The organism is Mycolicibacterium vinylchloridicum (assembly GCF_013404075.1).
Taxonomy (GTDB): domain Bacteria; phylum Actinomycetota; class Actinomycetes; order Mycobacteriales; family Mycobacteriaceae; genus Mycobacterium; species Mycobacterium vinylchloridicum.
Genome location: NZ_JACBJQ010000018.1, coordinates 61,663 through 88,453, shown reverse-complemented (window position 1 = coordinate 88,453; position 26,791 = coordinate 61,663). Strand labels below are relative to the sequence as shown.

29 protein-coding genes, 1 pseudogene and 1 riboswitch are annotated in these 26,791 nt (G+C 67.1%); of the genes and pseudogenes, 17 read left to right on the top strand and 13 right to left on the bottom strand.

What is annotated here, in order from left to right; genetic code table 11:
- Positions 1-12: 12 nt before the first annotated feature.
- From HPC46_RS16845 to HPC46_RS16830, 4 genes are read right to left on the bottom strand one after another with little or no spacing between them, the layout of a single operon-like run.
- Entirely contained in the window at positions 13-1,086 is a 1,074-nt protein-coding gene (locus HPC46_RS16845) for a 3-beta-hydroxysteroid dehydrogenase (RefSeq protein WP_179471949.1), read from the bottom strand.
- Between the two features lie 52 nt (positions 1,087-1,138).
- Positions 1,139-1,351: an exodeoxyribonuclease VII small subunit gene (locus HPC46_RS16840; protein WP_179471947.1), complete on the bottom strand. Its 213-nt coding sequence runs from the start codon at positions 1,349-1,351 to the stop codon at positions 1,139-1,141.
- Between the two features lie 14 nt (positions 1,352-1,365).
- Positions 1,366-2,592: an exodeoxyribonuclease VII large subunit gene (xseA, locus tag HPC46_RS16835; RefSeq protein ID WP_179471851.1), complete on the bottom strand. Its 1,227-nt coding sequence runs from the start codon at positions 2,590-2,592 to the stop codon at positions 1,366-1,368.
- Complete coding sequence (locus HPC46_RS16830; protein WP_179471849.1) at positions 2,589-3,143, bottom strand: lipid droplet-associated protein; 555 nt, start codon at positions 3,141-3,143, stop codon at positions 2,589-2,591. The genes xseA and HPC46_RS16830 overlap by 4 nt, the downstream gene beginning before the upstream one ends.
- 54 nt (positions 3,144-3,197) lie before the next feature.
- On the opposite strand from HPC46_RS16830, the gene HPC46_RS16825 reads away from it, so the two are divergent.
- A complete protein-coding gene (locus HPC46_RS16825; RefSeq protein ID WP_179471847.1) occupies positions 3,198-4,232 on the top strand; it encodes a 4-hydroxy-3-methylbut-2-enyl diphosphate reductase in 1,035 nt (344 codons plus the stop codon).
- Positions 4,233-4,236: 4 nt separating this feature from the next.
- Here HPC46_RS16825 and HPC46_RS16820 read toward each other — a convergent pair whose 3' ends face one another.
- The gene (locus tag HPC46_RS16820) at positions 4,237-5,313 is read right to left on the bottom strand and encodes a DMT family transporter (RefSeq protein ID WP_179471845.1); all 1,077 of its coding nucleotides are present in this window, start codon (positions 5,311-5,313) and stop codon (positions 4,237-4,239) included.
- Positions 5,314-5,406: 93 nt separating this feature from the next.
- Here HPC46_RS16820 and ychF point away from each other — a divergent pair, with 93 nt between their 5' ends.
- Complete coding sequence (gene ychF, locus HPC46_RS16815) at positions 5,407-6,486, top strand: redox-regulated ATPase YchF (protein WP_179471843.1); 1,080 nt, start codon at positions 5,407-5,409, stop codon at positions 6,484-6,486.
- A 6-nt stretch (positions 6,487-6,492) separates the two neighbouring features.
- Here the strand turns inward: ychF and HPC46_RS35960 are convergent, their stop codons facing one another.
- Positions 6,493-6,678 carry a PASTA domain-containing protein gene (locus tag HPC46_RS35960; protein WP_179471841.1) on the bottom strand — a complete coding sequence of 62 codons (186 nt, stop codon included), beginning with the start codon at positions 6,676-6,678 and terminating at the stop codon, positions 6,493-6,495.
- Positions 6,679-6,951: 273 nt separating this feature from the next.
- Between HPC46_RS35960 and HPC46_RS16805 the strand changes: the two genes are divergently transcribed.
- Together HPC46_RS16805 and HPC46_RS16800 are read left to right on the top strand one after the other, a co-directional pair.
- Positions 6,952-7,515: a dihydrofolate reductase family protein gene (locus HPC46_RS16805; RefSeq protein ID WP_179471839.1), complete on the top strand. Its 564-nt coding sequence runs from the start codon at positions 6,952-6,954 to the stop codon at positions 7,513-7,515.
- Between the two features lie 42 nt (positions 7,516-7,557).
- Positions 7,558-7,624, top strand: a riboswitch (guanidine-III (ykkC-III) riboswitch).
- A gap of 9 nt (positions 7,625-7,633) precedes the next feature.
- Complete coding sequence (locus tag HPC46_RS16800) at positions 7,634-7,948, top strand: DMT family transporter (RefSeq protein WP_179471837.1); 315 nt, start codon at positions 7,634-7,636, stop codon at positions 7,946-7,948.
- Here HPC46_RS16800 and HPC46_RS16795 read toward each other — a convergent pair.
- The 3 genes from HPC46_RS16795 to HPC46_RS16785 all read right to left on the bottom strand — a co-directional run bounded on the left by HPC46_RS16795 (position 7,945) and on the right by HPC46_RS16785 (position 12,472).
- A complete protein-coding gene (locus HPC46_RS16795; RefSeq protein WP_179471835.1) occupies positions 7,945-8,877 on the bottom strand; it encodes an alpha/beta fold hydrolase in 933 nt (310 codons plus the stop codon). The two genes, HPC46_RS16800 and HPC46_RS16795, sit on opposite strands and share 4 nt — an antisense overlap.
- A gap of 112 nt (positions 8,878-8,989) precedes the next feature.
- Positions 8,990-9,676: a class I SAM-dependent methyltransferase gene (locus HPC46_RS16790; RefSeq protein ID WP_179471833.1), complete on the bottom strand. Its 687-nt coding sequence runs from the start codon at positions 9,674-9,676 to the stop codon at positions 8,990-8,992.
- Between the two features lie 57 nt (positions 9,677-9,733).
- On the bottom strand, positions 9,734-12,472 hold the full coding sequence (locus HPC46_RS16785; RefSeq protein ID WP_179471831.1) for a winged helix-turn-helix domain-containing protein: 2,739 nt from the start codon (positions 12,470-12,472) through the stop codon (positions 9,734-9,736).
- 249 nt (positions 12,473-12,721) lie between these two features.
- Here HPC46_RS16785 and HPC46_RS16780 point away from each other — a divergent pair, with 249 nt between their 5' ends.
- From HPC46_RS16780 to HPC46_RS16765, 4 genes are all read left to right on the top strand, one after another.
- A complete protein-coding gene (locus HPC46_RS16780; RefSeq protein ID WP_179471829.1) occupies positions 12,722-13,948 on the top strand; it encodes a sensor domain-containing phosphodiesterase in 1,227 nt (408 codons plus the stop codon).
- 120 nt (positions 13,949-14,068) lie between these two features.
- The gene (locus HPC46_RS16775; protein ID WP_179471827.1) at positions 14,069-14,479 is read left to right on the top strand and encodes a VOC family protein; all 411 of its coding nucleotides are present in this window, start codon (positions 14,069-14,071) and stop codon (positions 14,477-14,479) included.
- Positions 14,480-14,488: 9 nt separating this feature from the next.
- On the top strand, positions 14,489-15,001 hold the full coding sequence (locus HPC46_RS16770; protein ID WP_179471825.1) for a DUF1942 domain-containing protein: 513 nt from the start codon (positions 14,489-14,491) through the stop codon (positions 14,999-15,001).
- Positions 14,998-15,294, top strand: coding sequence for a hypothetical protein (locus HPC46_RS16765; RefSeq protein ID WP_179471823.1), 297 nt, complete (start codon positions 14,998-15,000; stop codon positions 15,292-15,294). The genes HPC46_RS16770 and HPC46_RS16765 overlap by 4 nt, the downstream gene beginning before the upstream one ends.
- Before the next feature lie 13 nt (positions 15,295-15,307).
- Here the strand turns inward: HPC46_RS16765 and HPC46_RS16760 are convergent, their stop codons facing one another.
- Positions 15,308-15,988 (bottom strand): guanylate cyclase, encoded by a 681-nt coding sequence (locus HPC46_RS16760; RefSeq protein WP_179471945.1) that lies wholly within the window; start codon positions 15,986-15,988, stop codon positions 15,308-15,310.
- 37 nt (positions 15,989-16,025) lie between these two features.
- Here HPC46_RS16760 and HPC46_RS16755 point away from each other — a divergent pair, with 37 nt between their 5' ends.
- Positions 16,026-16,184 carry a hypothetical protein gene (locus HPC46_RS16755; RefSeq protein ID WP_179471821.1) on the top strand — a complete coding sequence of 53 codons (159 nt, stop codon included), beginning with the start codon at positions 16,026-16,028 and terminating at the stop codon, positions 16,182-16,184.
- Here HPC46_RS16755 and HPC46_RS16750 read toward each other — a convergent pair.
- Positions 16,181-16,969 carry an adenylate/guanylate cyclase domain-containing protein gene (locus tag HPC46_RS16750; protein ID WP_179471819.1) on the bottom strand — a complete coding sequence of 263 codons (789 nt, stop codon included), beginning with the start codon at positions 16,967-16,969 and terminating at the stop codon, positions 16,181-16,183. The genes HPC46_RS16755 and HPC46_RS16750 overlap by 4 nt on opposite strands.
- 35 nt (positions 16,970-17,004) lie before the next feature.
- Between HPC46_RS16750 and HPC46_RS16745 the strand changes: the two genes are divergently transcribed.
- From HPC46_RS16745 to HPC46_RS35010, 4 genes and pseudogenes are all read left to right on the top strand, one after another.
- On the top strand, positions 17,005-17,937 hold the full coding sequence (locus HPC46_RS16745; protein WP_179471816.1) for a hypothetical protein: 933 nt from the start codon (positions 17,005-17,007) through the stop codon (positions 17,935-17,937).
- 88 nt (positions 17,938-18,025) lie between these two features.
- A complete protein-coding gene (locus HPC46_RS16740; RefSeq protein WP_179471814.1) occupies positions 18,026-19,393 on the top strand; it encodes a cytochrome P450 in 1,368 nt (455 codons plus the stop codon).
- A gap of 44 nt (positions 19,394-19,437) precedes the next feature.
- Positions 19,438-22,047, top strand: coding sequence for a helix-turn-helix transcriptional regulator (locus HPC46_RS16735; protein ID WP_179471806.1), 2,610 nt, complete (start codon positions 19,438-19,440; stop codon positions 22,045-22,047).
- 93 nt (positions 22,048-22,140) lie between these two features.
- Positions 22,141-22,287: pseudogene (locus tag HPC46_RS35010) on the top strand (2-hydroxyacid dehydrogenase); the annotation flags it as partial.
- On the opposite strand, the gene HPC46_RS16730 reads toward HPC46_RS35010, so the two are convergent.
- On the bottom strand, positions 22,284-23,150 hold the full coding sequence (locus HPC46_RS16730; RefSeq protein WP_218894268.1) for an alpha/beta fold hydrolase: 867 nt from the start codon (positions 23,148-23,150) through the stop codon (positions 22,284-22,286). The pseudogene HPC46_RS35010 and the gene HPC46_RS16730 overlap by 4 nt on opposite strands.
- Positions 23,151-23,265: 115 nt before the next feature.
- Between HPC46_RS16730 and HPC46_RS16725 the strand changes: the two genes are divergently transcribed.
- From HPC46_RS16725 to HPC46_RS16710, 4 genes are all read left to right on the top strand, one after another.
- Entirely contained in the window at positions 23,266-23,739 is a 474-nt protein-coding gene (locus tag HPC46_RS16725) for a VOC family protein (protein ID WP_179471802.1), read from the top strand.
- Positions 23,740-23,816: 77 nt separating this feature from the next.
- The gene (locus tag HPC46_RS16720; RefSeq protein WP_179471800.1) at positions 23,817-24,428 is read left to right on the top strand and encodes an Rv1363c family protein; all 612 of its coding nucleotides are present in this window, start codon (positions 23,817-23,819) and stop codon (positions 24,426-24,428) included.
- Positions 24,425-25,060, top strand: a complete 636-nt coding sequence (locus HPC46_RS16715; protein ID WP_179471798.1) for an Rv1363c family protein — start codon at positions 24,425-24,427, stop codon at positions 25,058-25,060. Before HPC46_RS16720 ends, HPC46_RS16715 begins: the two co-directional genes overlap by 4 nt.
- A 15-nt stretch (positions 25,061-25,075) precedes the next feature.
- Positions 25,076-25,990 carry an alpha/beta fold hydrolase gene (locus HPC46_RS16710; RefSeq protein ID WP_179471796.1) on the top strand — a complete coding sequence of 305 codons (915 nt, stop codon included), beginning with the start codon at positions 25,076-25,078 and terminating at the stop codon, positions 25,988-25,990.
- Here HPC46_RS16710 and HPC46_RS16705 read toward each other — a convergent pair.
- Positions 25,977-26,783: an SDR family NAD(P)-dependent oxidoreductase gene (locus HPC46_RS16705; protein ID WP_179471794.1), complete on the bottom strand. Its 807-nt coding sequence runs from the start codon at positions 26,781-26,783 to the stop codon at positions 25,977-25,979. The genes HPC46_RS16710 and HPC46_RS16705 overlap by 14 nt on opposite strands.
- Between the last annotated feature and the right edge of the window lie 8 nt (positions 26,784-26,791).

The following is a 26,791-nucleotide window of genomic DNA, read 5'->3' as shown; positions in this document are numbered from 1 at the left end:
CGAACTGCCGTCTTAGCCCTTCATCTCGGCGTAGAGCCCGGTGTAGTACGGCAGGCATTCCTTCAGCGCTTGCTCGGTGGTGAACAGCGGCTGGTAGCCAAGGTCGCGGCGGGCCTTGTCGATGGAGAAATAGTTGTCGATGGACACCCGTTCCACCGCAAGCGGTTCCAGCGGCGGCTTGGGAAGCCCGAACTTGAAGTGCAGCCATTGCCAGCCCGTCAAGAGTGCGTGGACGAAGCCGCCGGGGATCCAGAAGGTCGGCCACTTCTCGCCGCACGCCTCCACCACCGGCCGGGAGAAGTCGAACATATTGATCGGCTCGCCGTCGTTGATGAAATACGCCTGCCCTGGCGCGGTGCCTCCGGGCACCAAATGCTCTGCGGCCAAGATGAACCCGTGCACCAGGTTGTGCACGTAGGAGTTGTCCAGCTTGGCGTCCTTGTTGCCGACCAAAACCTTGACGTGGCCGGCGATCACACTCTCGAACAGCTTGCGGAACATGGTCTGATCGCCATGGCCCCAGATACCGCTGGGGCGGATCGAACAGGTCAGCAGGCCGGCCACCCCGTTCTGGCTCAGCACGAACTTTTCGGCGACGACCTTGGTCTCGGTGTAGAGGTCATTGAATCGCGATGTGTACGGCATGGTTTCGTCGCCGTTGACGATCGTCTGCCCGCCCATGACCACACTGTTGGACGCGGTGTAGACGAAGCGCTTGACGCCGGCCGCCTGCCCCGCGTGGATCAGGTTCTTGGTGCCGCCGACGTTGACGTCGAAGCTGCGCTTGCGGTACTCGTCGGTGACCGACGCCCCGCCCATCAGGTCGATGATCGCGGCGGTGTGGAAGATCGTGTCGATCCCGTCGACCGCAGCGGCCACGGTCGCGGTGTCACAAATGTCGCCCTGCAGCACCTCGAGGCGCTCATGCGGCGGCAGCGCCGAGGCGGCCCGGTCGAAGGCGCGGACGAAGTGTCCGCGCTCGAGCAGCTCGGTCACCAGATTGCTGCCGACGAAACCGGCGCCGCCGGTCACCAGGACGCGGCCGAGGTCAGTCGTCATCGCGGAGTCACCCATGGCCGCGAGGATAACTGAAACACGTTCCAGTTTTCCAATGTCGCAGGTAATCGGCCCGGACCGATCAGTCCTCTTCGTCGTCGCGTGCGCCCAGCGCATCCTCAATGCGTTTGCGGGCTCCGGCTAAGTGTTGTTCGCAGCGTCGTGCCAGTTCCTCGCCTCGTTCCCACAGTTTCAGCGACGAATCGAGATCGAGCCCGCCCTGCTCGAGCACCCGAACGACGTCGATCAGCTCGTCGCGACACTCTTCATAGCCAAGCTCACTAATGGGCTTCATTTCGTCAGACCTACTCATGCGGCTCCATCCGTCGGGCCCGTACTGGTGGCGCCGATCGCGCCGTCACCGACCCGGATCCGCAGCCGGGTCCCGGCCGGTGCGTCGGCGGTGGTGCGAAGAATGTTGAAGTCTGCCGTCTGGACCACGGCGTAGCCACGCGCCAGCGTCGCGGCCGGGCCCAGCGTGGCCAGCCGCGCGGCCAGGTGGCCGATCCGGTCGGATTCGACCGCGACCAGCCGCTTGACGTCGCGGCGCACCGCGGCGCGGGCGCGTTCGATCTCCTCGCCGCGCTGGGCCAGCCCGCGCAGTGGATCGGCCAGCACCGGGCGGCTGCGCAGATGGGTCAGGTTGCGCTGCTCACGGCCCACCCAGTTGCGCAGCGCCTGCGCGCTGCGCTGCCGCAACTCCTTGACCAGGGCCAGCTCGGCGGCGGTGTCCGGCACCACCTTCTTGGCGGCATCGGTGGGGGTGGCCGCACGCAGGTCGGCGACCAGGTCGCAGAGCGGGTTGTCGGGCTCGTGGCCGACCGCGCTGACCACCGGCGTGGTGCAGGCGGCGATCGCGCGGCACAAGGTCTCGTCGGAGAACGGCAGCAGGTCTTCCACGCTGCCGCCGCCGCGGGCGATCACGATGACGTCGACCTCGGGATCGGAATCCAGCGCCGCTAAAGCTTCCACGATCTGCGCCACCGCGTTGACGCCCTGCACGGCGGTGTTGCGGATCGCGAAACGCACCGCCGGCCAGCGGGCTGCCGCCACCGTCGTCACGTCGTGCTCGGCCGCGCTGGCCCGCCCGGTGATCAGCCCGACGGTCGACGGCAGGAACGGCAGCCTGCGTTTCAGGCGCGGGTCGAACAAGCCCTCGGCTTCCAGCAGCTTGCGCAACCGTTCGATGCGGGCCAGCAGCTCACCGACGCCGACTGCACGAATGTCGCTGACGCGCAACGAAAATGAGCCCCGCACGGTGTAGAAGGTGGGTTTGCCGCAGACCACGACCTGAGTGCCCTCGGTGAGTTTCACCGGGGCCGCGAGGACCAGATCGCGCGGGCAGCTGATGTCCAGCGACATGTTCGCCGCGGGATCGCGCAACACCATGAACGCCGTCGAGCTGCGCACGTTGATCTGGGTCAGCTGACCCTCGACCCACACGGTGCCCAGCTTCTCGATCCAGCCGGCCACGCGGATGGCCACCGCACGGACCGGGTACGGGTTCTCCGCAGAGTTGCCCTGGGCGCTGGTCACTTGGCGGACGCGCGGGTGATCCTGTTGGCCAGCAGAGTCTGGAACGGTGCGCGGGCCTTGGAGGCTTCCTCGTAGGCCAGCAGTGCTTCGAGATCGGCGACGCTCAACGACTGCAGGCGGGCGCGCAGCTGAGCCAGCGTCAGCGACTCGTAGTCGAGCTCCTCGACGATCTCCGGCGCGGTCGCCGTCGTCGTGGCGGCCGGGGACCTGGTCTCGGCCTTGGTCTCGACGCCGTCGGTCACCGTGTACAGCGCGAAACGGCCTTCGGTGAGCCGCTCGCCGTCCAGCACGGGCCCGTCGTCGGCTTCGTCTTCGTCGAAGGTCGCCCACTCGGGCTGCTCGTCCTTCGGCGGGAAGATGTTCTCCAGGGCGGAGTCACCCTTGATGACGAGGTCAGCGAGGTCTTGCTGCACCTTCATGACGATGTGCGCGATGTTGCTGGCGACCGTCATCGGGTACATCAGGATGGTCTGGGGCAGTTTGCGGGTTTCCTCCAGCGCCGTCACGGCGGCGCCGACCAGCAGACGAACCCCATATGGTGCTGTTGCCATGGCCCACAGCCTACGGCTGGCCCGGCGACGTTGCGGGAACGTACCCTGGAAACCATGCCGCCTACCGTCAACATGGGGATTCCTGGTGTCGCGAGCTCGGTGGTCGGTGGTGTCTCCGGAGGGCAGGAGCGAAGCGACCCGGGAACTGGCGGCAAGCGGGTACTGCTGGCCGAGCCGCGCGGTTACTGCGCCGGTGTCGACCGTGCCGTCGAAACCGTCGAGCGGGCATTGGAGAAGCACGGGGCGCCGGTGTACGTGCGCCACGAGATCGTGCACAACCGCTACGTGGTGGAGACCCTGGCCAAGGCCGGTGCGGTGTTCGTCGAGCAGACCGATGAGGTGCCCGAGGGCGCCATCGTCGTGTTCTCCGCCCACGGTGTCGCGCCGACGGTCCACGAGGAGGCCGCGGCGCGCAATCTCAAGACCATCGACGCCACCTGCCCGCTGGTCACCAAGGTGCACAACGAGGCCAAGCGGTTCGCCCGCGACGACTACGACATCCTGCTCGTCGGCCATGAGGGCCACGAAGAGGTCGTCGGGACCGCCGGTGAGGCACCCGACCACGTGCAGGTCGTCGACAACCCGGACGCCGTCGACAAGGTCACGGTGCGTGACCCCAACAAGGTCATCTGGCTGTCCCAGACGACACTGAGCGTCGACGAGACCATGGAGACGGTGCGCCGCCTGCGCGAGAAGTTCCCCACGCTGCAGGACCCGCCCAGCGACGACATCTGCTACGCCACCCAGAACCGCCAGGGTGCGGTCAAGGCGATGGCCCCGGAGTGCGACCTGGTGATCGTGGTCGGCTCGCGCAACTCGTCGAACTCGGTGCGCCTGGTCGAGGTCGCGCTGAATGCCGGCTCGACCGCGGCCAAACTGGTCGACTACGCCGAGGACATCGACTCAGCCTGGCTGTCCGGGGTCACCACGGTCGGCGTGACGTCAGGCGCGTCCGTTCCCGAGGTGTTGGTGCGCGGAGTGCTGGACCGGTTGGCCGAATACGGGTACGGCACTGTGCAATCGGTGACCACCGCCAACGAGACCCTGGTGTTCGCACTGCCCCGGGAGATCCGTCCCGCCCGCGGCTAGGCCGTCAGCGGTCGGAGGGCCAGGACTCGGAGTCCCATTCACTCCTGCGGCGCCGGGGCCGTTGGCTCTGGCCATCCTCGCCGTCGCCGCGATACCGCACCCGTGACACCGGATGGTGGGAGCCGCTGTCTCCGTTGGCCCGGCCGGGCGGGCGCTGGCGTGGCGGCGGCTCGTAGGGCGGGTACGGCTCATAGGACGGGTACGCCTCGTACGGCTCGAACCGGCTGCTGCGCTGCGGGGGTTCGCCGTACTGGTCGCGGCGTTCGCGCGGCATCCGCGATTCGCGGGGTTCGCGGGGTTCGCGACGCGACGACGGGGGCACGCGGTTCGGGTCGCGCGGCTGGCGCCGGCGTCGCGGGGTGTCGGCCGACGAGGTCCGGCGGGAACGCTCCGGCGCTTCGGTGATGTCCTCCAGCGGGGGACGGGCGTGCCGGGAGCGAGTCGGTGCGGGCCGCTTGTCTGGCCGGCCCGAACGGGCCTGTCTCCTGGCGGTGGCGGGGCGCTCGATGCCGTGCTTGGGCGGTTCTTCGGCGTCCTCGTCGGCGGTACTGCGCTGGAAGGCCGACGTGAACTTGGCGGCCAGGCCGGCGAACAGTCCGGGTGCTCCGTCGTCGTTGGCGTCGGTGGGGGCGGCAGGCGCCGAGTGACCCGACATCGCGAAATACCAGCGCACCAATCCGATGAGCAGCACGCCGGCCGAGGTGAACAGCATCAGCGGGAAGCGCTCGATCAGCGGGTAGCCGAAGTTGATCAGGGTGTCTTTGATGCCGGTGAACTCGGCACCGTGGAACACGAAGTAGGCACTGGGCACGGCCACGAACAGGATCAGCGGCGGTTGGATGACGGCGGTGAAGATGCTCGACTGCCGGACGGCCAGCACCGCGGCCACGCAGCCCACGGCGTACATCGCGGCGAAGACGTTTCCGAGATCCTTGTTGCCCGAGCCGGCGTCGAAGGCAAATCCAATTGTGGTGGCGATCACAGCAATCAGGACCGCACCCCACCAGGGCACGCCGGGAAGATTCGGATGCGCCGAGCGATTCCCGGCCGCAACTGACGACCTGGCTCGCTGTGCTGACACACGTAGACCGTACCGGTTCTGACTGAATGAGGACCGACAGCGGGACGGCGAGCCGAGGGGTGTGCCGCAGCTTTCTCCTAGACTGTGTTCCCTGTGAGCCTCAGCCTCGGAATCGTCGGTCTGCCCAATGTGGGGAAATCCACCCTGTTCAATGCGTTGACCCGCAATAACGTGCTGGCAGCCAACTATCCATTCGCCACGATCGAGCCCAACGAGGGTGTGGTTCCGCTGCCCGATCCGCGGCTGGGAAAACTGGCCGAGATCTTCGGTTCCGAGCGGATCCTGCCGGCGCCGGTCACCTTCGTCGACATCGCCGGCATCGTGAAGGGCGCTTCTGAGGGGGCGGGCCTCGGCAACAAGTTCCTGGCGAACATCCGTGAGTGCGACGCGATCTGTCAGGTGGTCCGGGTGTTCGCCGACGACGACGTTGTCCACGTCGACGGCAAGGTGGATCCGAAATCCGATATCGAGGTCATCGACACCGAGCTGATCCTGGCCGATCTGCAGACGCTGGAGAAGGCGGTGCCGCGGTTGGAGAAGGAAGCCCGTAACAACAAGGACCGCAAGCCCGTGCACGAGGCGGCGGTGGCCGCCCAGCAGGTGCTGAACGACGGCACCACGCTGTTCGCCGCGGGTAAGAGGGTCGACTCGGAGCTGTTGCGTGAGCTGAACCTGTTGACCACCAAGCCGTTCCTGTACGTGTTCAACTGCGACGAGTCGGTGCTCACCGATCCCGAGCGGGTTGCCTCATTGCGGGAGATGGTCGCGCCGGCTGATGCGGTGTTCCTGGACGCCAAGATCGAGGAAGAGCTCCAAGAGCTCGACGACGAGTCGGCGGCCGAACTGCTGGAGTCGATCGGGCAGACCGAACGCGGGCTGGATGCGTTGGCGCGGGCAGGTTTTCACACTTTGAAGCTGCAGACCTATCTGACGGCCGGGCCAAAAGAGGCGCGTGCGTGGGTGATTCACCAGGGCGATACCGCACCCAAGGCCGCCGGGGTGATCCACACCGACTTCGAGAAGGGCTTCATCAAGGCCGAAGTCGTCTCGTTCGACGACCTGGTGGAAGCCGGCAACATGGCGGCGGCCAAGGCCGCGGGCAAGGTGCGTATGGAGGGCAAGGACTACGTCATGGCCGACGGAGACGTCGTCGAGTTCAGATTCAACGTGTAGCTGTAGCTAGTTCAGGATCGGGCCGCTGGATATGACCACGACGATGATTCTGTTCAACGGCAATCGCGTTCCGGGCTCGGGGGTGACGGATACGACGCGACTCGGCCGCACGGTGCTGCTAGGGACTGACCTGACGATTTGCGGCCAATTTCCAGCGCTGTACAGCCTGAGCGTGGCGTCGTCCTCGGCCATCCCCACCACATTGGGAACAATGCCAGTTGCGACCTGGGCGGACCCGTCAGTCAAACTGACGCAACCGCCGACGGCCAACGCCGCGACTACCGTCGCCGCAGTGTGACACTTCCTCACGAAGCAATGAGATGCCCGGTGGAGCCGTAGGTCAATCGCGTTGAGTGAGAAACCTTGCGGGGAACACTCACATTTTGTCTGCGGGAGGACTCACTGAACGCCCGCTCCTACGTGTAGCGCGCGATGAGTTCAGCCTGACGCGCGAGTCTGTATGGCATGGGAAAACTGAGTTACGACGCGACGGTGTCCATCGATGGCTACGCGGCTGACGCCGACGGTGACTTCCAGTGGTCGGCACCGAATTGCTCGGTGTTCGACGTCCATGTCGAACGCATGGCGAACGTGACGACCGAGGTGTTGGGCCGCAAGACGTTCGAGTTGATGCGGTACTGGGAGACCGATCCCGTCGACGAGGTCTGGACGCCGGCAGAGCACGAGTTCGCCAGGCGCTGGCGGGGCATCGACAAGGTGGTGGTGTCATCGACGCTTTCGCGTGACGTCGAGTCAGACCGGGTCCGCCTCGTGTCCGACCTGAGCCTGGACGAGCTGCGTCGCATCGTCGACGGCGCCACCGGCGACGTCGAGATCTTCGGGCCCACCACTGCGGCCCCGGCGATCCGCGCGGGCCTGGTCGAAGAGTTCCAGTTCTTCGTCGTCCCGAAAGTGGTAGGCGGCGGGCTGCGCGCCCTACCCAACGACGTGCGTCTCGAGCTGAAGCTCGTCGACCACCGCGTGTTCGACAACGGCACCACCCAGTTGCGCTACGTGCGTGGTGACTGATCTGACGTTGCCATCTGGTCTGGGGCTGTGAGAGCTTGGTACCCAGAGCCCTGACTAGTGGCTTCCGGACGATGGGTGCCGTACCCGGTGTGCGACAAGACGGCCCGGGAGCAACGTCATGTCGTGGTTCATTCTCGTCATATCCGGTGTGCTCGAAGCGGTTTGGGCGACAGCAATGGGCAAGTCCGAAGGCTTCAGCAAGCTGGCGCCAAGCATCGTCTTCTTGGTGGCGCTCGCCGCCAGCATGGGCGGGTTGGGCTACGCCATGCGGGATTTGCCCCTTGGCACTGCTTACGCGGTCTGGGTGGGTATCGGTGCGGTGCTGACGGTCGGCTACGCGATGGCTAACGGGGACGAGCCGGCGTCAGTACTCAAGACGGTGTTCCTGGTGATGATCATCGCCGGCGTGGTGGGGCTCAAGCTCGTGCACTAGGTGATGGACCACATCTCGAGCAGCGTGCGGATGGTTGCCACCAGGGCCAGCGGTTGATCGAGCATAGGGTGGTGGCCGGCTTCCGCGAGCTCGATGAACGGGCCGCGCAGTTGTAGCATGCTTCGGATACGGTCGGCCATATCGTCTGATACCAAACCGGCTTCGGATCGGATATATCCGATACGGCAAGGCATTTCGGCCATCGATCGTTCGAGCTTCTCCTCGTCCGCGGGTACCCGGCCCATGCGGACCTCAAAGATCGCCGGATCGAACTTCCAGAACCACCCTTCCGGCGTGCGGCGTACGGACTGGTCGGCTATGTGGCTCCAGATGTAGGGGAGCACGGTGCTCTGCGCGGGTACCGGTGTGAATCGTTCGAGGATCTCCTCCTTCGACTGGTATCCGCTGGAGTGCCGTTTGCGATCGCGAAGCCGCGCTTCCTCCGGCGCCTCATCTCGTAGTGGTGAATCGATGACGATGATGCTGTCGATCTGCTCGCCATAGCGGCCGGCCGCGGCCGACGCGACCGAGCCACCCATGCTGTGGCCGACGATGCTGGGCCGACCGGCCGGTCCTTCGGCATGCGCGGCTGCCAGCACCTCGCGGGCCCAGGTGTGCGGGCGATACTCCGCGCGAGTCCCGCTGTCGCCGTGTCCGCTCAGGTCCGGTGCGATGACCCGGTGGGTCTTCGAGAAGAACGGTGCGATGTGGTCCCACCACCCCGAGTGGGCGGCTCCGCCATGAACGAGCACCAGTGGGGGTAGATCGCGGCTTCCCCACGTGCGCAGGTGTATCCGGCAATCGTCAACCTCAATGTCGGAATGCTCGGCATTGTGCGCCAACGCGGCCAGGAACCAGTCCGGCTCAGATGGTGGGGATTGCAGCGCCGGCCGCTTCCGTCCAATAAGCGCCACCGCAATCGTCTCCATTTATGCCCGCAGCATCGGCCAGTTCGGTGATCCTACCCGGACGAATAGCAGGGACGGCCCCAAGATCCGTCAAGTGAGGTGCGCGGGGCGACGAACTGTCGCTGTTCACCCGTCAGGCGTAGCCGACCCAGCCGCGGAACGTGAACGCCGAGAAGAACTCGGTGATGTCGGTGAAACCTGCCTCGCGAAGGACCGCGCGGTCCTGTTCGGGTGACAGGACGGGAACCTGCGTCGAGATGGCGGTCCGCGCCTTTTCGACGTCCGAGGCATCGATGCCCGCTGCGACAAGATTCGCGGCGTGGCGTTCCATCCACAACTGCCGTTCGGCGTCGTCGTGCTGCGGAAAGCTCAGGTGCGCAACGACGAACGGGGCCCCCGGGGCCAGCCGTTGCCGTACCTGCGCCGCGGTGTGGCGACGCTGGTCGTAGGGGAGGAAGTGCAGCGTCAGCAGGCTGGTGGCGGCGGCGAACGGCCCGGGCGGGGCATCGTCGATGTACCCGCAGTGCATACGCACCCGCGCCGCGTGCGGCCCGAGATGCTGTGCGGCGAGTTCCAACATCGCAGCAGACGGGTCCACGGCATCGAACGCCCAGCCTGGCTGGGCCTCCGCAAACGCCCTGGTTTCCATTCCGCCACCTGCCCCGAGGACCAGAATCCTGGCATCGGGTGGCGCGTGTTCGGCGATGAGCACGGTGGCCAGGCGGTGAATGTCCCGGTATGCGGGCACCATCTGCGCGGCGCGCTCGGCATACATCGCGACATGGCCGGCGTCGTCGAAGGGGTTGCGAATTACGGTCACTCCGCGATGGTGCCGACGCGGATGCGCAGCGGGCAAGGAATTTTGCCGATCAGGCAATCACAGGATATGTCTGCGACGCGCCTCGGTTATCGAATCGCCGCGCTTGCCGACGCCGAGCTTGATGTAGATGCTCTTGAGGTACCACTTCACGGTATTGATCGTCACACCGAGATTGCGGGCGATCTGCTTGTTCGACAGGCCCCGCTCCAGCAGTCGCAGGATGTCGATTTCCCGTGCGTTGAGCGGTTCTTCGGGCAGCGGTGAGCGATCACCGACGCGGGCGATGACCGGAATTGCTGCGCTGCGGGCATCGGCGTGCGCGGTGGCGAGCACTCTGGACAGATAGTTGGCGGGCACCTCGGGGATGCCGCCGGGCCGTCGGCTGGTCCGGCTGGCCTCGCGGAGCTGGGCGGCCATCGTGAGGATCTCCGGGCCGGCGTCGATGACCGTGCGAACCAGTCCGGCTCGGGCGGCCGCCACCAGCGCAGGCACCAGGACCTCGGTTGCAGTGGCCGTATCTCCGCTCAGGTAAAGCACTTTCGCCAGCTTGATGCTGGTGGCGGTGTCACCGTAGCGCCAGCCGACCGCCCTGCTTTCGTCGCGCATCGCGGAAAGGATGCGGCAAGCGCCCTCGAAGTCCCGGTTGGCGCGCATGATCCGAGCCCGCATGCCCCGCTGGTAATACCGCACGGCGAAGGCGATACCGTCCTGCCCCGTCGCCACGTCATCGGCGCTTCGGGCGAGCGCGTCCTTGGCACGAGGGATGTCGCCGACGGCGAGATGCAGGCGCAGGCAGTCGCTGTAGAGGGCAGCCGAGAGCCGAGGCATCGAAAGATGTTGCGCGGTATGGATTCCCTCTTCGAGAAGCGCCAGGCCGTCATCGATGTCGCCGCGCAGGACTCGGATCCGGGCAAGCGTGCTGTAGGTCGCGATCATGAAATCGGCGACGCCGCTTTCTGCCCCCAGCTCGTGGCACTCCTCCAAAAGGGTTTCCGCCGTGTCGATGTCGCCGTGCTCGTAATGCACGCGACCCAGTAGAGCGCCGGCAAGCCGGGCGGCGTGTGAGTGCCGGCCGGCCAGGCGTTCGGCCACGGCCCGGGCCTCGGCGTAGCGACTCTCGGCGCTGATCAGATCGAGGCGGGCGAACGCGGCCAGGCCGGCGAAACAACGGCCATACACGCCGGCGAAGGGCCCGGCGGCGGTCTCGTGATACGGGGTGGCCCAGCGCTGCCGGGCTTCAGCCGAGTCGTAGGCGAAGTTGTGAATGTCGACGAAGCTGCTGATATTGGCCGAGACCGCGACCAGGAAGGGCCGGAATCCGGAGTTCTCGACGAGGTAGGGGGCGACCAGATCTGCGGCCCGGTCGATGCGGTCACCGTAGACGTCGATGCACGCCTGCACGACGTTGGCTTCTCCCAAGACATCGGCGGTTGCACTCTGGGGTGCCGAGCCCACGGCGGCCCGGGCAAGGTCGAGCGAGACCTGTGCTTGCGTGCTGCGTTGTAACAGGCAGTTGGCCCACGCGATTGCGATGTGCAGGTTCGGCCGGTCGGCGAGAAGCGGCTTCGGCAGCTTGTTCACCAGCGCGAGCAGGGTTCCCATCCGGCTGTGTTCTACGAGCGACATGGCCTGGCTCTCCACCAGGTCGACCGCTTCAGGGCCGTCGCCGGCGTTGAGGGCATGGGTGACGGCCTCGCTGTAGAGACCGTGATCTGCGAACCAGGCTGAGGCGGTGCGATGCAAATCGACGATCTTCTCGCCATGGTCGCGTTCCAGCCGCTGGCGGAGGTATCCGGCGAACAGGTGGTGGTAGCGAAACCATTCGCGGTTGTCGTCGAGGGGCCGCAGGAACAGATCCAGCCGTTCGAGGTCCTCGAGGATGGCTTGCCCTCGAGGCCGGCCGCTGACCGCGGCGGCGAGTCCACCGGATAGCCGTTCGCAGATCGAGGTGGTCAGAAGGAAATCCAGTAGATCGGGCGGCAGCGTGTCGAGGACATTCTCGGCCAGGTAGTCACCGATGGAGTGGTGGCGCCCGGAGAAATCACGGATCAGTGCCGACGGATCCGGGCTGTTGCGCAATGACAGGGTGGCCAGTTGCAACGCGGCCACCCACCCCTCGGTGCTGGCCCACAGCGTGTGCACGTCGTCGCCGTTGAGGTCCAGCGAGTTGAGCTCGACCAGGAACGCCGCAGACTCGTTCTGGTCGAAACGAAGTTGGGTGGCATCGATCTCATGGACCTGCTTGCCGACTTGGAGTCGCCCGATCGCCGGCGCACGGGTCCGGCTCGTCACGATCAGGTGCAGATTGTCGGGGCCGGCGTCGAGTAGAAACTCCAATATCGCTGTGGTGCCTTGACCTTCGACGAGGTGCCAGTCGTCCAGCACGATCGCCAACGGCCGGCCGTAGTCGGTGCATTGGTTGACGAATTCAGCCAGTACGTAACGCTGCGCATCGTCGGACTGCTGTTCCAGCAGGCCGACGAGTCCGGCACCGACGGTGGGTTCCACGCGGCGCACCGCCTCGACGAGATGCCCGAGGAACGAGCCGCTGTCGTTGTCGTCGCGGCCGAGCGTGAGCCAGGCAACCGGCACGCTCTCGGAGCTCAACACCCGCTGCCATTGGGCGGCCAACGTTGTCTTGCCGAAACCGGCTGGGGCGTGGATCAGTACCAGCCGTTTGGTGCTGCCTGCCCGCAGCAGATCGATGAGGCGTTCACGGGCGATGAGCCCGTCGCTCAAGGCCGGCGCCCGCAGCCTGGTCGACACGACCGGAGCGGGCTGCCTCCTGGGCTGCATCCGCCTAGCCTCCCCTTGTGGCCTCTGGATCCGGCCGCTGTTCCGCGTGCCGGTCGGAATTTGATGATGTCAGATATCTTCGCTCAGCGAAGCCTCACCTAAGCATTGAGGTGCTTTGCTGTGGTTCGGGTAGTCCCGGTGAGCAAAACGGGTGGCGACCCGGTCAAAACGCATCCTCGCAGTTAACTTGACCTCAACGGCGACAGCCGTGCGGGCGTAGATGGGCCGCCACATCATCCCAAGGACGTCATGACGGACTTCATCGACCGGGCCATTGCAGGTGAGGGCTTGGTCGCAGCGTTTCAGCAGGTCGTGCAGTTGCCCAGCGAGGTCGTCGTCGGCCATGAGGCGCTGGCCCGCTGGCCCTCGTTGGACAATCCGTCCCCGATCGACATCTTCGATCGCGCCGCGAAGACCGGGCGTCTGGATCGCCTCGACGAGCTCTGCGTTCGCGCCGCAACCCGGGGTGCGGTCCAGAGCGACTTCACCCCGGGCACGCTGTTGCTGGTCAATTGCGAGCCCGGTACGCCCGCTGTCGATCCGGCCGTCAACGCCGATGTCGTGCGCGCCGCCGGCGCGTTTCGGCTGACGTTCGAGATAACCGAACGCGGGCTACTTGCCAATCCCAGGGCGTTGCTGCGCAAGGTCGCGGCTCTGCGGTCGCTGGGCTTCGCGATCGCGTTGGACGACATCGGTTCCCACCCCGATTCGCTGGTGTTGCTCGACGTCGTCGCGCCCGACATCCTCAAACTCGATATGAACCTGATTCAGCGCCAGCCGGATCGGATGCATGCCCGCACTGTGGCAGCGGTCATCGCCCACCACGAGCGCACCGGCGCAGTCATCTGCGCCGAAGGCATCGAGACTGCCGAGCACCTGGAAGTTGCCCTGGCCTATGGCGCGACCCTCGGCCAGGGCAACTGGTTCGGCGCTCCGGGCGAGGTCACCAGCGCAGCGGAGCCTTTCGACTGGCCGGCGCGGCGCACTCCCTGCGCGCCGACCGAGCATCAGCCGACTATGGAGTCGGCCATCGCGGGCCTACCCACCCGGACGGTACGCAAGCAGACCCTGACCGCCCTGTCCCACCACATCGGTGGTATCGCCGCGACCGCGCAGAATGCCCCGATCGTCCTTGCCACCGTGCATCCCGACGAGCAGATGGACCCGCACACCGAACAGATGTATTCGGCGATCGCCGAAAGGTCGCCGCTGGTGGCGGTGTTCGGTCAGAACGGGTGGAACGGTCTCGGGCCCAGGGTTCGCGGGGTGACACTGCACCGTGACGACCCGCTGTTGCGTGAGTCGACGCTTCTGGTGCTCGGGCCCGAAACCGCCTGCGGATTGATCGCTCGCGAGCGGCTCAGTCCGGCAGTGCATTCGGCCGACGCGGAGAGGCGGCGGTTCGACATGGTGATCACCTATGACCATCAGCGCGTGACGGCGGCGGCGCGGCCACTGCTCGACCGGCTGGTTTGATTGTTTGCTGCAAACGTCGAAAATGTGAATTCGCTGCGGATTATGGGCCGTGGCAATGTCGGTCAGCATTGCCAGGTGTGGCCGATCGGGGTTGTCGGAGGTAGCGCCTAACCTCCTGGCATGAACTTCATTTCGACACGTCTTATCACGGCCGACGTCACGCGGCTGGTCGGGTTTTACGAGCTGGTCACCGGAGTGGCTGCGGTGTGGGGCAATGAGTTGTTCGCCGAGATTCCGACGGCCATCGGCACTCTGGCCATCGGCAGCGACAAGACCGTGCCGCTGTTCGGGGCCGGATCCGCCGAGCCGGCAGCCAACCGGAGCGCGATTCTGGAGTTCATCGTCGACGACGTGGATGCCGATTTTCAGCGCCTCCGCGAGCATCTCGAGGAGATCGTCACCGAGCCGACGACGATGCCGTGGGGCAACCGCGCGCTGCTGTTTCGCGACCCCGACGGCAACCTCGTCAACCTGTTCACCCCGGTCACCGATGAGGCCCGGGCAAAATTCGGCCTGGCCGGGTCGCGCTAGTATCCGCGAATGCGCGGAACACGCTCGCCCAAGGTATTTCTCGGCATGATCGCCGTCGCACTTCTCATCGCGGGCTGCGGCGGGTCGGGCTCGGATGCCCAGAAACCCGCAGCGCCGGCCACATCGACGGCGTCCGCCAAGCAAGCGGTCCCGTTCGGCACCGCGGTCGACATCGCCTCGGACGGCGGAACGGCGACCTATACGATCGACAACCTGGCTCCGGTACCGGCCGACGCTCAGATCGTCCCGGCCAAGGGAACGATGTTCGCCGTCGATGTGACCATCGTCGCCAAGACCGGAACGATTGCCTACAACGGCTTCTGGTTCGTGGCGCGCGCCTCCGACGGGTCGAACGTCGCACCCGCCGTCGGTGCCGTCCAACCGGGCATCACCTCAGGACAGCTTCCGCAGGGCCAACAGATCGCCGCGCACCTTGCCTACGACGTCCCGAAGGGCAAGACGATCACCGGGATCATGTTCCGCGATCCGAAGGGCAAACTGCTCGCGGTGTGGGCGGCATGAGGCGATCGGCGGCGGCATTCGTCGGTGCGGTCGCGCTGCCATTGGTGTTCGCGCCAGCGGCCTCCGCTGATTCCGCGCAATACACCATCGACCAGCTGCAGGCCCAGGGTTATATCGTCGCGATCAACTGGGTGGACGGCAACACCGGAGCCCCGCCGTCATCGTGTCGGGTAGTGGCCGTACACAATCCGGACAGCGCGCCCGGTGCGGCGTCGAGTGCGACCACCGTCTACATCGACCTGTCGTGCCCGCGTCAGCAGGCGCCCGTCGGTGTCGGGTTCGGGCTCGGTTGAGGCTTTCGGTCAATCAATCTGCGATGACCTGGATTTCGTCACCGAGCCGGTAGGTGTCGATCAGCGGCAGCGTATCGCCGCTCCAGAATCGTCCCGGGTCGAACCAGTTCTCGTTCTTCTCGGTGGTCAGCAGACCCATTTCCTCGTAGGTGATGGCGACGGTCTCGGCGCAGTAGGCCGTCTGCAAGCCGACTTCCCGCTCGGCGAGTTTGCGCCGCTCGGCGGATTCGCGAACCTTCTTGTGTACGAACGGGATACCACGGGTCCAGTCGCTGACTGTGGGGATCCTGCCGCGCAGCCAGCGTCCGGTCAGCCGCGCGGTGGACGGAAACGGGGTGCCGTCCATCCGGGCGATCACCTCCAGCAGCCGGTCTTCCTGGTCGCGGGTGACGTGCGGGGTGAGCTGGCGCAGCCAGCAGCGCTGGCCGTAGTGATGCAGCCATTGCTCGATGGCCTCGCGCGCGTCGTTGAGTTGCACCCCGCGATGATTGGTGCCCGTCCACAGGTCCAGCAACTTGTGGCCGAGCTCGGCGTGCCAGATCAACGGCGGCAGATCGTCGATGGCCACCGTCATGCCGACGTGGTTGACGGGTGCGTTGGTGAGGGTCTGGATCGCGCGGTCCGGGCCGGAGCCGCCGCGAAACAGCCAGACGTCACCGGTGCGGGTCTCGTTCAGCGCCTGTGTCAGCGACACGGTGTGCTCGGTCACCAGCGCAGCATAGTGTGATCGCATGCGCGGTATCTGGAAGTGGATCGGGCTGGCCGGTGCGGCCGGCGTCGTCGCCGGCGGTGTTCTTGTTGCTCGGGACCAGCGGCGCCGCAAGGCCTACACCCCTGACGAGATCCGCGCCCGGCTGCGTCAGCGCCACGCCGAGGCCACCGGCAGCTAAGCCACCGCGTACAGCCGGTGGGTTCCGCTGAACCCCTTGAGTTCAGCGTCACGACCTTCGTCGAAGGACTGCCGATCGCCCACGGCGGTGCGCACCGACTCGCTGACCAGGATCTCGCCGCCGTCAGCCTGGCTGGCGACCCGGGCCGCCATCGCCACGTTGCGGCCGAACACATCGTCGCCGCGCAGCACCGACTTGCCCATGTGGATCCCGATGCGCACCCGAATACTGTTGTGCCGCGCGCGTTTCGCGTCGCGCTCCAGTGCCCTCTGCATCGCCATCGCGCAGCTCACCGCGGCGGCGGGGTCGGCGAACGCCACCATGAACCCGTCGCCCTGGCTCTTGACCACATGCCCGTCGTGCGCCTTGACCAGACGGCGGACCAGCCGGTCGTGGCTGCCGATGAGCTTCACCCACGCCCGGTCCCCGATCCGCTCGTTCAGCGCGGTGGACTCTTCGATGTCGGAGAACATCACCACCAGCTTGCCGTCGGGGGCCAGCCGGGCCAGGTCCGGGCGTTCGACGTCGGCCCAGTCGGCGAGTTCCTCGATCGAGGACCGCACCGCGCCGCCGAAGCCCTGGCTGCGCACCAGGTTGGCGGTCTGCCAGACCTGCTTGACCGCCTCCCGGCCACCCGACCAGAGCATGGTGCGGGTGTCCAGGCGGGCCCGCATCTCGTCGGCGTCGCGCTGGCTGGCCTGCAGGCGCGCGCGCAGCACGACCAGCGCGATGGCCTCAGCTGTGGCCAGCACCGCCAATACCGCCGCCGCAATCGTCCAACCCACTCCTGCGCCGCCCTCCGGTCGGGAATCCTGAACTGATGATGCCTCCCTACTACGAGAGCAGATTCATCCGTGCCAATCACCCGGATCGTGCGCAGGCGATCTGGCTGCGCTGGACGCTGCTGCTGCCGGTGCCCGGCGAGGCGGCGGCCGACGTGTGGGTGATGCTCTTCGACCCCGACGGTGCCGGCAACCGCGCCGTCAAGGTGCCCCATCCGCTGACCGAGGCCGACTATCTGTCCGATCCATGGTCAGCCAGGATTGCCGACACCGTAATCGACGACGTGCACGCCCGCGGCGCCCTGGCCGGCGCCAGCTGGGACCTGGCCATCGCGCCCGGCGACGAACCAAAGGTCAAGCTGCTCACCGACCGCGCGTATGCGGCCAAGTTCCCCACCGCAAAGACCCAGGTGCGCCACCCGCTGGCCCGCTTCGACGGCACCCTGACACTCGGCGAGACCAGCGTCCCGGTCGAGTCGTGGCGGGGCAGCGTCAACCACAACTGGGGCAGCAAGCACACCCCGGCCTATGCCTTCGGCCAGGTGTGTGGATTCGACGACCACCCGACCTCCAGCCTCGAAGTGGTCACCGCCCGCGCCGCGGTGGGTCCGCTGCGGTTGCCGGCGGCGACCTTGTTCGTGCTGCGCCACGCCGGGTGGGAGATCGCGGTGCGCTCGGTGCTGGCGGCGCGGCGCACCCACGGGACCTACGAGCCGTTCGTGTGGACGTTCGGCGGGCGCGCCGACGGTTTCGAGCTGAGCGGTGAGATCCGCGCTCAGCCGCGTGACGTCATCGGGCTGACCTACACCGACACCAACTCCCACACCAAGTACTGCTACAACTCCGCGCTGGCCGACTGCCGAATCACCCTGTCCGGCAACGGGCTTGACACAGAGCTCGTCGCGCCGCGGCGGGCGATGTTCGAGATCCTCACCGACCAACGACATGCCGGCGTGCCAGTTCTGCTGTAGCGGGAGTGCCCGCAGGTAGCCGGGCCTGCCGCACATCGAGTAGCCGATCACTCTAAAGCCGCCTCGTATGCGGTCGGATGCTGACGTCATGGTCGCTACCCACGAAACCACCGACGTCAGCGCCTTGCCCCTGGCGCCCGAGAATCCGTTGTCCTATCGCCAGAAGATGCATGCGCTGCGTAACTTCCACACCGGCATCGAGCAGCTGCGTGATGCGGGTGGGCCGGTGAGCCGCGTGGAGTTCGGGCCGAAATGGCTGATGCCGCCGATGGTGGTGGTGGCGTCTCCGCGTGGCGGGCGCGACATGCTCGGCCGGCGAGACGCGTTCGTCGACAAGACGGCCAGCGTCCACCTGGAGCTCCGTAAGTTGTTGGGCGGCAATCTGTTCAGCCTCCCGCACGCCGAGTGGCTGCCTCGCCGGCGCAGTCTGCAGCACGTCTTCACCAAGAAGCACGTCCTCGAGTTCGGCGGCCACATGGCCGACGCCGCCCGAGCGATCTGCGACAGTTGGGACGACTGCGCGCAGATCGACCTGGACGGCCAGTGCCGGCTGCTGACACTTCGGGCGCTGGGCCGCTCGGTTCTGGGGATCGACCTCGACGAGCGCAGCGAGCAGATCGCACAACCGCTGCAGGTCGCGCTGTCCTACGTCGCCGACCGGGCCATGAGTCCGCTCCGCGCGCCGAGCTGGCTGCCGACACCCGCGCGCCGGCGGGCCCGCAATGCCAGCAAGACTCTGCACGCGCTGGCCCGCGACATTTTGACGGCCTGCCGGCGTGACCCGGGTCGCGACGCGCCGCTGGTCCGGGCGTTGATGGAGGCGGTCGATCCCGACACCGGGCGGTCGCTGTCGGATGACGAGATCTGTGACGAGCTGATCGTGTTCATGCTGGCCGGCCACGACACCACCGCGACGACGCTGACCTATGCGTTGTGGCAGTTGGGCCGGCATCGTCACCTGCAAGATCGGGTGCGCGCCGAGGTGTACGCGCTGGGGCCGGACGGCCCGACGCCCGAGGACGTTCCCCGGCTCACCTACACCACCCAGGTACTCCACGAAGCTCTTCGGCTGTGCCCGCCCGGCGCGGCGCTCACCCGGTCCGCAATACGTGACATCGACGTCGACGGGTACCGGGTCGAGGCGGGATCTCTCGTCGCGTTCGGAATCTGGGCGGTGCAACGGGATCCGGCCCTGTGGCCCGATCCGTTGACCTTCGACCCCGAGCGCTTCGGACCGGATCGGGCCAAACAGATCGAGCGGTACCAGTACCTGCCGTTCGGGGCGGGACCGCGATCCTGCATCGGTGATCACTTCGCCATGTTGGAGGCCACCCTGGCGCTGGCCACCATCATCGGCCGCTGCGAGATCGGCTCGCTCACCGACGACTTTCCGGTCGCTGTTCCGTTCACCGTGGTGGCCGGCGAACCGGTGCTGGCCATCGTGGTGAAACGTTGACCGAATGCGCTAGTTCAGGGCCGGTACCTGCGTAAACTGCGGCCGTGGGGGAGAGCCGGACCTGGCCCGTCCTGAGGCGGGGTAAGGAACTTGCTGCGATCCAGGCGACGCTGCACGGTCGGCCGGGGACGTGCGGCACATTGCTGCTCGGCGACGCGGGCGTCGGGAAAACCACGCTGGCCCGGATGGCCACCCAGGCATCGCGCACCAGAGCGGTGTGGGTAGCCGGCACCGAGTCCGCCCGGGAAGTTCCGTTGGGCGTGTTTGCCCACCTGCTCGGCAGCCCGATGCCGACCGACCCGGTGGCCATGTTGGCCGCGGCCTTTCACACCGTTCGCCGCGACAAACTCGCGGTCATCGGGATCGACGATGTGCACCTCGTCGATCACCTTTCGGCGACCCTGCTGCACCAGCTCGCGGTCGAGGGAACAGTACGCATCGTGGCGACCGCCCGGAACGGTGAACCGATTCCCGAGACGATCACCGCGCTGTGGAAGGACGGCTATCTCGCCAGGCTGGATGTCGTTCCGTTCACCAAGGACGAGGCGGTCGAACTCGTCGAGACCGCGCTCGGCGGGCACCTCGAGCAGCTGTCGGCCGACCTGATGTGGGAGGCCTCCAGCGGCAACGCGCTGTTCGTGAGGCACCTCGTCGAGGGCGCGCTCGAGGCCGGAACCCTGCGGCGGGTCAACGATGTGTGGCAGCTGCGCGGTGAGGCTGCCGTCGCCGCCAAGCTGGCTCCGCTGCTCAGCAGCCGGCTCGACCGGCTGCCGCAGGACGAACAGCGAGCGCTGCACCTGCTCGCGGTGTCCGAGCCGGCGAGCTTGGCGGTGATGGCCGAACTCGTCAGCACCGAGACGTTGGAGCGTGTCGAGCGGCGCGGCCTGGTTCGCATCGTCGACGACAGCGACGTTCACTTCACCCATTCGGTGATCGGTGAGGTCATCCGGCGCAACCTCGGGCAAGTCGCGAGCCGGCGGCTGCGCACCGAGGTGGTGGCCGCAATGGACCTGCACCCGCCGCAGGCGGCGGCGGGGCGGCTGCGCCGTGCCGAACTCGCCCTGCATGCCGATACCAAGGTCGACGCCGAATTCCTTTCGCGGGCAGCAGAAGATGCGATCTCGTTGATGAACATCACGCTGGCTGAACGGCTGGCCCGCGTCGCGGTCGCGCAGGGTGGCGGGCTGGTGGCCAGTGAACTGCTGGCCCGAACGTTGGTGTGGCAGGGCAGGGCACCGGAGTCCGAGGAGATCCTGGCCTCGTTCGACCCCGACACCCTCACCGAGTTCGAGCTCGCGCGCTGGGGCATCTCGCGAATTTGGAACCTGCAGTGGTCGATTGGAGACAGCGAGGCCGCCGCGGAGATCCTCGGGATGCTGCAACAGCGCATCACCCACCCGAAGCTCCGGCTGGTCGTCGACGGACTGGCGGCCGCGCTGATGGTGCTCGACAACCGGTTGGAGGAGGCCGCCTCGCTCGCCGACCAGGTGCTTGCCGACCCTGCCGCACCACCGATGGCCGTGGGATGGGCCGTCTTCGGGGGCGGCATGGCGGCCGCTCTCAAAGGGTGTACCGCTGATGCGGCGCGCGTGGCGGCCCGAGGCCGTGAGGTGTACGACAAGATCGATGCCCTGCTGCGGTTCCTGCTGACTTTGGCCGAGGTCCGGGCGTTGACCATGGCCGGCGATTTCGATGCGGCAGAGGCTCGTTCGGGTGATGTCGTGCGCATCACCTCGCCGAGCCAGTACCGCGCCCGCGCGATGGCGAATGTCTTGGCCGGCACGGTGGAGCTGGGCCGTGGCCAGCTGCGGGTCGCGATGGCACGGCTGGAGGAGACCTTGGCCGCGCTGAGCGGCGAGTCGGCTGCTTCGTGGAATTTGCCCGCCAGATTGCTTCTGGTGCAGTGCTACTGCGGCCTCGGCTACGATGCTGCCGCCGCACCTCTGGTGACTGAACTGCGCGAGATCGTCAGCCGGGGCGCGACGATGTTCGAACCGCACGTCCGGAACGCGGAGGCATGGCTGGCGGCCGCGATGGGGCATGTCTCCGGTGCGATCACCGCGGCGCTGGAAGCCGCCGATCTGGCCGCCGCGTCAGGCCAACGCGCGATCGAGCTGATGGCTCTGCATGCCGCGGCCCGCTTCGGCGACAAGAGCTGTCTGCCCCGGGTGGTCGAGGTGGCGTCGGCAATCGGCGGGCCGCTGGCCGCAGTCGATGCTGCGCACGCCGCCGGACTGATGAATGCCAATGGGGCAGAAGTGTTTTCGGCATCCCAGGAGTTCGAGCGGATCGGGGCTATGCTGTCGGCGGCCGACGCGGCGGCCCAGGCTGCCGCCCTGTTCGAGGCGGCCGGGCAGCACCGGAACTCGCTGGAAGCCGCCGCCGCGGCCGATCGGCTGCGCACGGCCTGTGGTGGACTGAAAACCCCTGCGCTGTGCGTCAGTTCGCAACGACTGCCGTTGAGTGCACGGGAACGTGAGATCGCCCACCTGGTTGCTCGCGGCCTGTCCAACCGCCAGATCGCCGAGCGTCTCGTCGTGTCGACGCGCACCGTGGAGGGTCACCTGTACCGGATCTACCTCAAGCTCAACCTGACCGATCGCGACGACCTGGGCAGGATCATCCGTCGCGAAGATGGCGAGCCGTCTGATTGACTCCCGCCATGGCCATCCTCGTCGTCGGCAAGCTCGAACCGTCAATGGAAAAGCAACTGACCGCGGCGCACACCCCGCTGCGATGGCCGATCTCCCGCCGAGCTGTTGGACCTGGACAACGTCGTGCTCCTGCCGCATGTGGGCAGTGCGACCGCCCGAACCCGAACGGCCATGGCGACTTTGGTGATGCGCAATCTGGAGGAGTTTCTGACCAGCGGTGAGCTGGTCACGCCGGTTTAGCGGGTGACGAACGCGACGACGGCGTCGCTGAACGCGTCGTTGTCGTCACCGGCTGCGGTGTGGCCGGCATCGGCCAGCTCGACGAACTCCGCCGCAGGCACCTTGGCGAGGAAGTCCTGCACCCCTTCTTCGCTGACGACATCGGACAGCTTGCCGCGGATCAGCAGGATCGGGATGGTGAGGTCGATCGCGGCCTGCTCGATGCGCTCCACCCGGATGAACGGATCGTCGTCGGGCGCGGTCAGGAACGCCGGATCCCAATGCCAGAACCAGCGCCCGTCACGCAGCCGCAGATTCTTCTTGAGGCCGTCGAGGTTCTTCGGCCGCTTGCGGTGCGGTAGGTACTCGGAGATGGCGTCGGCGGCCTGCTCCAAGTTCTCGAAGCCGTGCACATGGCTGAACATGAAATCGCGGATCCGGGCACTGCCGCCCTTCTCGAAGCGGGGCACCACATCGACCAGCACCAGCTTGGTCACTGTGGCCGGTCCGGCGTGCTCGGCGACCAGGATGGAAGTCAGCCCGCCCATGCTGGCTCCGATCAACACCACCGGCCGGCCGATCTGCTCGAGCACCTGCAGAACATCGGTGGACAGCGCGTCGACCGTGTACTCGGCGTTGGGCGCCCGGTCACTGTCGCCGTGGCCGCGAGCGTCCAGCGCGACCACGTGGAAGCCGTGGTCGGCCAGCACCTGGCCGGTGTTCTTCCAGGAGAACCGATTCTGGCCGCCGCCGTGCAGCATCAGGATCGTCGGCCGGTCGGCGGCCTCCGGGGCGCCGCGGTTCCATTCGTCGGCTATCAGGGTGAGGCCGTTGTCGCCGCGGAACTCCACTGTCTGACCATTGTTCGTGCTGCTCACGGGCATCCTCTCGACCGAACCTGAACAGCACGTTACCTAGCGGTGCTAGCGATGAGTTTCGCCACCCCGGCTGGTCAGCCCCAGCAGTGACATGTGCCCCCAGGAATATGAGGAGACGACCGTGCCCACCATCACCCCGTCGCTGTGGTTCGACAACGACCTCGAGGAGGCGATGCGCTTCTACACCGGCGTCTTTCCGAACTCGTCCGTCGAACACGTCAATCGCTACACCGAAGCCGGTCCCGGCACCCCCGGCGAGGTGGTGTCGGCCGGGTTCAACCTCGACGGCACCCGGTTCGTCGGGATCAACGGCGGGCCGGTGTTCTCCTTCACCGAAGCCGTGTCGTTTGTGATCGAGTGCGCCGACCAGGCCGAAGTCGACTACTACTGGGAGGCTCTGGTGGCCGGCGGCCAGGAATCCCAGTGCGGCTGGCTCAAGGACCGCTTCGGCCTGAGCTGGCAGGTGGTGCCCACCCGGCTCTATGAGCTGCTGGGAGATCCCGACCCGGCCCGGGCCACCGCCGCGACCGGCGCCATGCTCGGCATGCGCAAGATCGTCATCGCCGATCTGGAGGCTGCCGTAGCGAACCCGTGACGGGCCTCACAGGGCCTACCGGTAGCCTTTCGCCCCAGTGCGGGTGATTCGGCCCGTAGTACCGCAGAGGGAGAACTATGGCTGACGAGCCTGCCGCACCCGAGGGTGAGGTCGCTACGCCAGACGAGGTGGACGAGGTCGAGGAGACCACCGAGACTTCGCAGGACGTGCCGCTCGTCGCACCGGAGGCCAAGTCCGGGCGGTCCAAGGGCGTCGTCGTGGCGCTGATCGCCGTGACGATCGTGGCGGTCATCCTCGGCGGTCTGACGGGGTGGCTCGGCTACCGCTGGTACGAGGCCAAGCAGGCCACCCAGTTGCGCGAGCTCCTGGTGGGAGTCGGCCGGCAGGGCGCGATCAACCTGACCACCATCCACTTCGACGAGGCCGACAAGGATGTGCAGCGCATCCTCGACTCGGCCACCGATTCGTTCTACGACGACTTCGCCAAGCGGTCTCAGCCGTTCATCGAGGTGGTCAAGCAGGCCCAGTCGAAATCTGACGGTCAGGTGACCGAGGCCGGGCTGGAGTCGGTGTCGGGCACCGAGGGTCAGGTGCTGGTGGCCGTCACCGTCACGACCTCCAATGCCGGCGCGCCCAACCAACCACCTCGCGCTTGGCGGATGCGCTTGACGGTCAAGAAGACCGGCGCCGATGAAGCGAAGGTCTCGAAAGTGGAGTTCGTACCGTGACCGACGACAAGACCGATACACCCGAGACCGCTGCGGTCGACATCACCAAGAGCTCCGCGGAGGAAGCCCCGGCGATCGACCTCACCAAGAGTGAGGCTGACGAGACGTCGGAAGCCGCGCCCGCAGCCGAGACCCAGCGCCGCGGCGGGCTGGGCGCGGTGGTGGCCCTGGCGGTCGTGTCGGTCGTCGCGGTGCTTCTGGCCGCGGCGGCCGGGTACTTCGGCTGGCAGGCCTGGTCGACGCGGGATGCCGACCGTGCCCGCACCGAATCGGTGCAGACCGCCAAGGACTCAACCGTCGCTCTGCTGAGCTACAAGGCCGAGACCGTCGACAAGGATCTCGGCGCCGCGCGCGACCGGCTGACCGGAAGCTTCCTGGACGCCTACACCCAGCTGGTGAACAACGTCGTCATCCCCGGCGCCAAGGAGAAGAAGATCTCCGCGGTGGCCCAGGTGCCGGCGGCCGCATCGGTGTCGGTGTCGCCCAAGGGCGAACACGCGGTGGTGCTGCTGTTCGTGAACCAGACCGTCGTCATGGGGACCGATCCACCCACCAACACCACCTCCAGCGTGCGGGTGACGCTGGACAAGGTCGGTGGCCGCTGGCTCATCTCGGGATTCGATCCGGTCTAGCGAACAGGGGGGTCGATGGGCGAGCCACGCTGGATTGACGTCTCGGCACCGGCGGTACAGCTGCGCGCACTGAGCTGGGGACCAGACGACGGTCCGATTGCCTTGTGTCTGCATGGCTTTCCCGATACCGCCTACGGATTCCGGAAACTCGCGCCGCACCTGGTGGCCGCGGGCTACCGCGTCATCGCCCCGTTCATGCGCGGCTATGTGCCGTCGTCGATCCCCGCCGACGGCAGTTATCACATCGGCGCGGTCATGGACGACGCACTGCAGGTGCGCGCCGCGTGCGGGCCTACCGATGCCGACGTCGTGATCGGCCACGACTGGGGTGCGATCGCCGCCACCGGCCTGGCCGCGATGCCGGACACCCCGTTCGTCAAGGCCGTCGTCATGTCGGTGCCACCGTCGGCGGCGATGCGGCCGCGGGCCGGCAGGCCGCTGGCCAACAAGGGCCGCCTGGCGCGGCTCGGGGCGAGGCAGTTCCTGCGCAGCTGGTACATCAGTTACTTCCAGCTGCCGGTCCTGCCCGAACGCTCGTCGTCGTGGATCGTGCCGCTGTTGTGGCGGCGATGGTCGCCGGGCTACAACGCGGCCGAGGATCTGCGTCACGTCGACGCCGCGATCGGCTCCCCGGACCGCTGGCGCGCCGCGCTGGGGACCTATCGGGCCATGATCCGCAATACCCGCCCGCCGGCCCGCTACGCCGCATTGCAGCCGTTGTGGCTCGAGCCGCCGGTGCTCCCGACGCTGTACCTGCACGGCAACGACGACGGTTGTATGACAGCGGAATTCACGCCATGGGTACGCGACGTCCTGCCGCCGGGAAGCGAGGTGGCGGTCGTCGAGCACGCCGGGCATTTTCTGCAACTCGAACAGCCCGACGCGGTCGGCAAGCGGATCGTGGACTTTCTGGCGGCTACTTCTTCTTGAGGCTGGGGTGGCTGCGGGCCAGCACCGGTAGCAGCAGCCGCCGCGGCGTCAGGTAGTTGGCGACCGCAGCGGCACGGTTGAGCCGGCCCGGCACCACGACGGGCTTGCCGGCGGCCAGTCCGTCCACGGCGATCTTGGCGACGGCATCGGCAGGCAGCCACAACGGTTTGGGCAGCGCGGCCCCGACTTCCGCCATGGACAACCCGAGGGCGTCGGCGAAGCCGGTGTCGACCGGGCCTGGGCACACGGCGGTGACGGTTATGCCGCTGGGCTTGAGTTCTTCACGCAACGCCCAGGTATAGGACAGGACGAAGGCCTTGGCCGCGCCGTAGACAGCCTGACCCGGCAGTGGCCCGTAGGCGCCGACCGATGCGACGTTGAGCACCGCTCCGCGCCGGCGGGCCACCATGCCTGCCACGAACCGGGTGCACAGATCCACCACCGCGGCCACATCCACCTCGACCACGGTCACCTCGGCGGCCGGGTCCGCCGCGGCCACCGGGCCCGCGGTGGCAACTCCGGCATTGTTGACCAGGATGTCGATCTCGAGTCCGAGGGCGGACACCCGGTCGGGCAGCGCCGCTCGGTCAGCCGGGTTCGAAAGATCCGCTCCGACAACCGAACTGGGGCCGTTGAGCTGTTCGGCCAGCTCCGCCAGCTGTTCTGTGCGGCGGGCCACCAGCACGACGTGATGACCGCGGCGGGAGAGCTGCCTGGCGATCTCGGCGCCGATGCCCGACGAGGCTCCGGTGATCAGCGCGGCGCGGTGGGGACCAGGAGGCGGCAGCACCACGCCAGCCT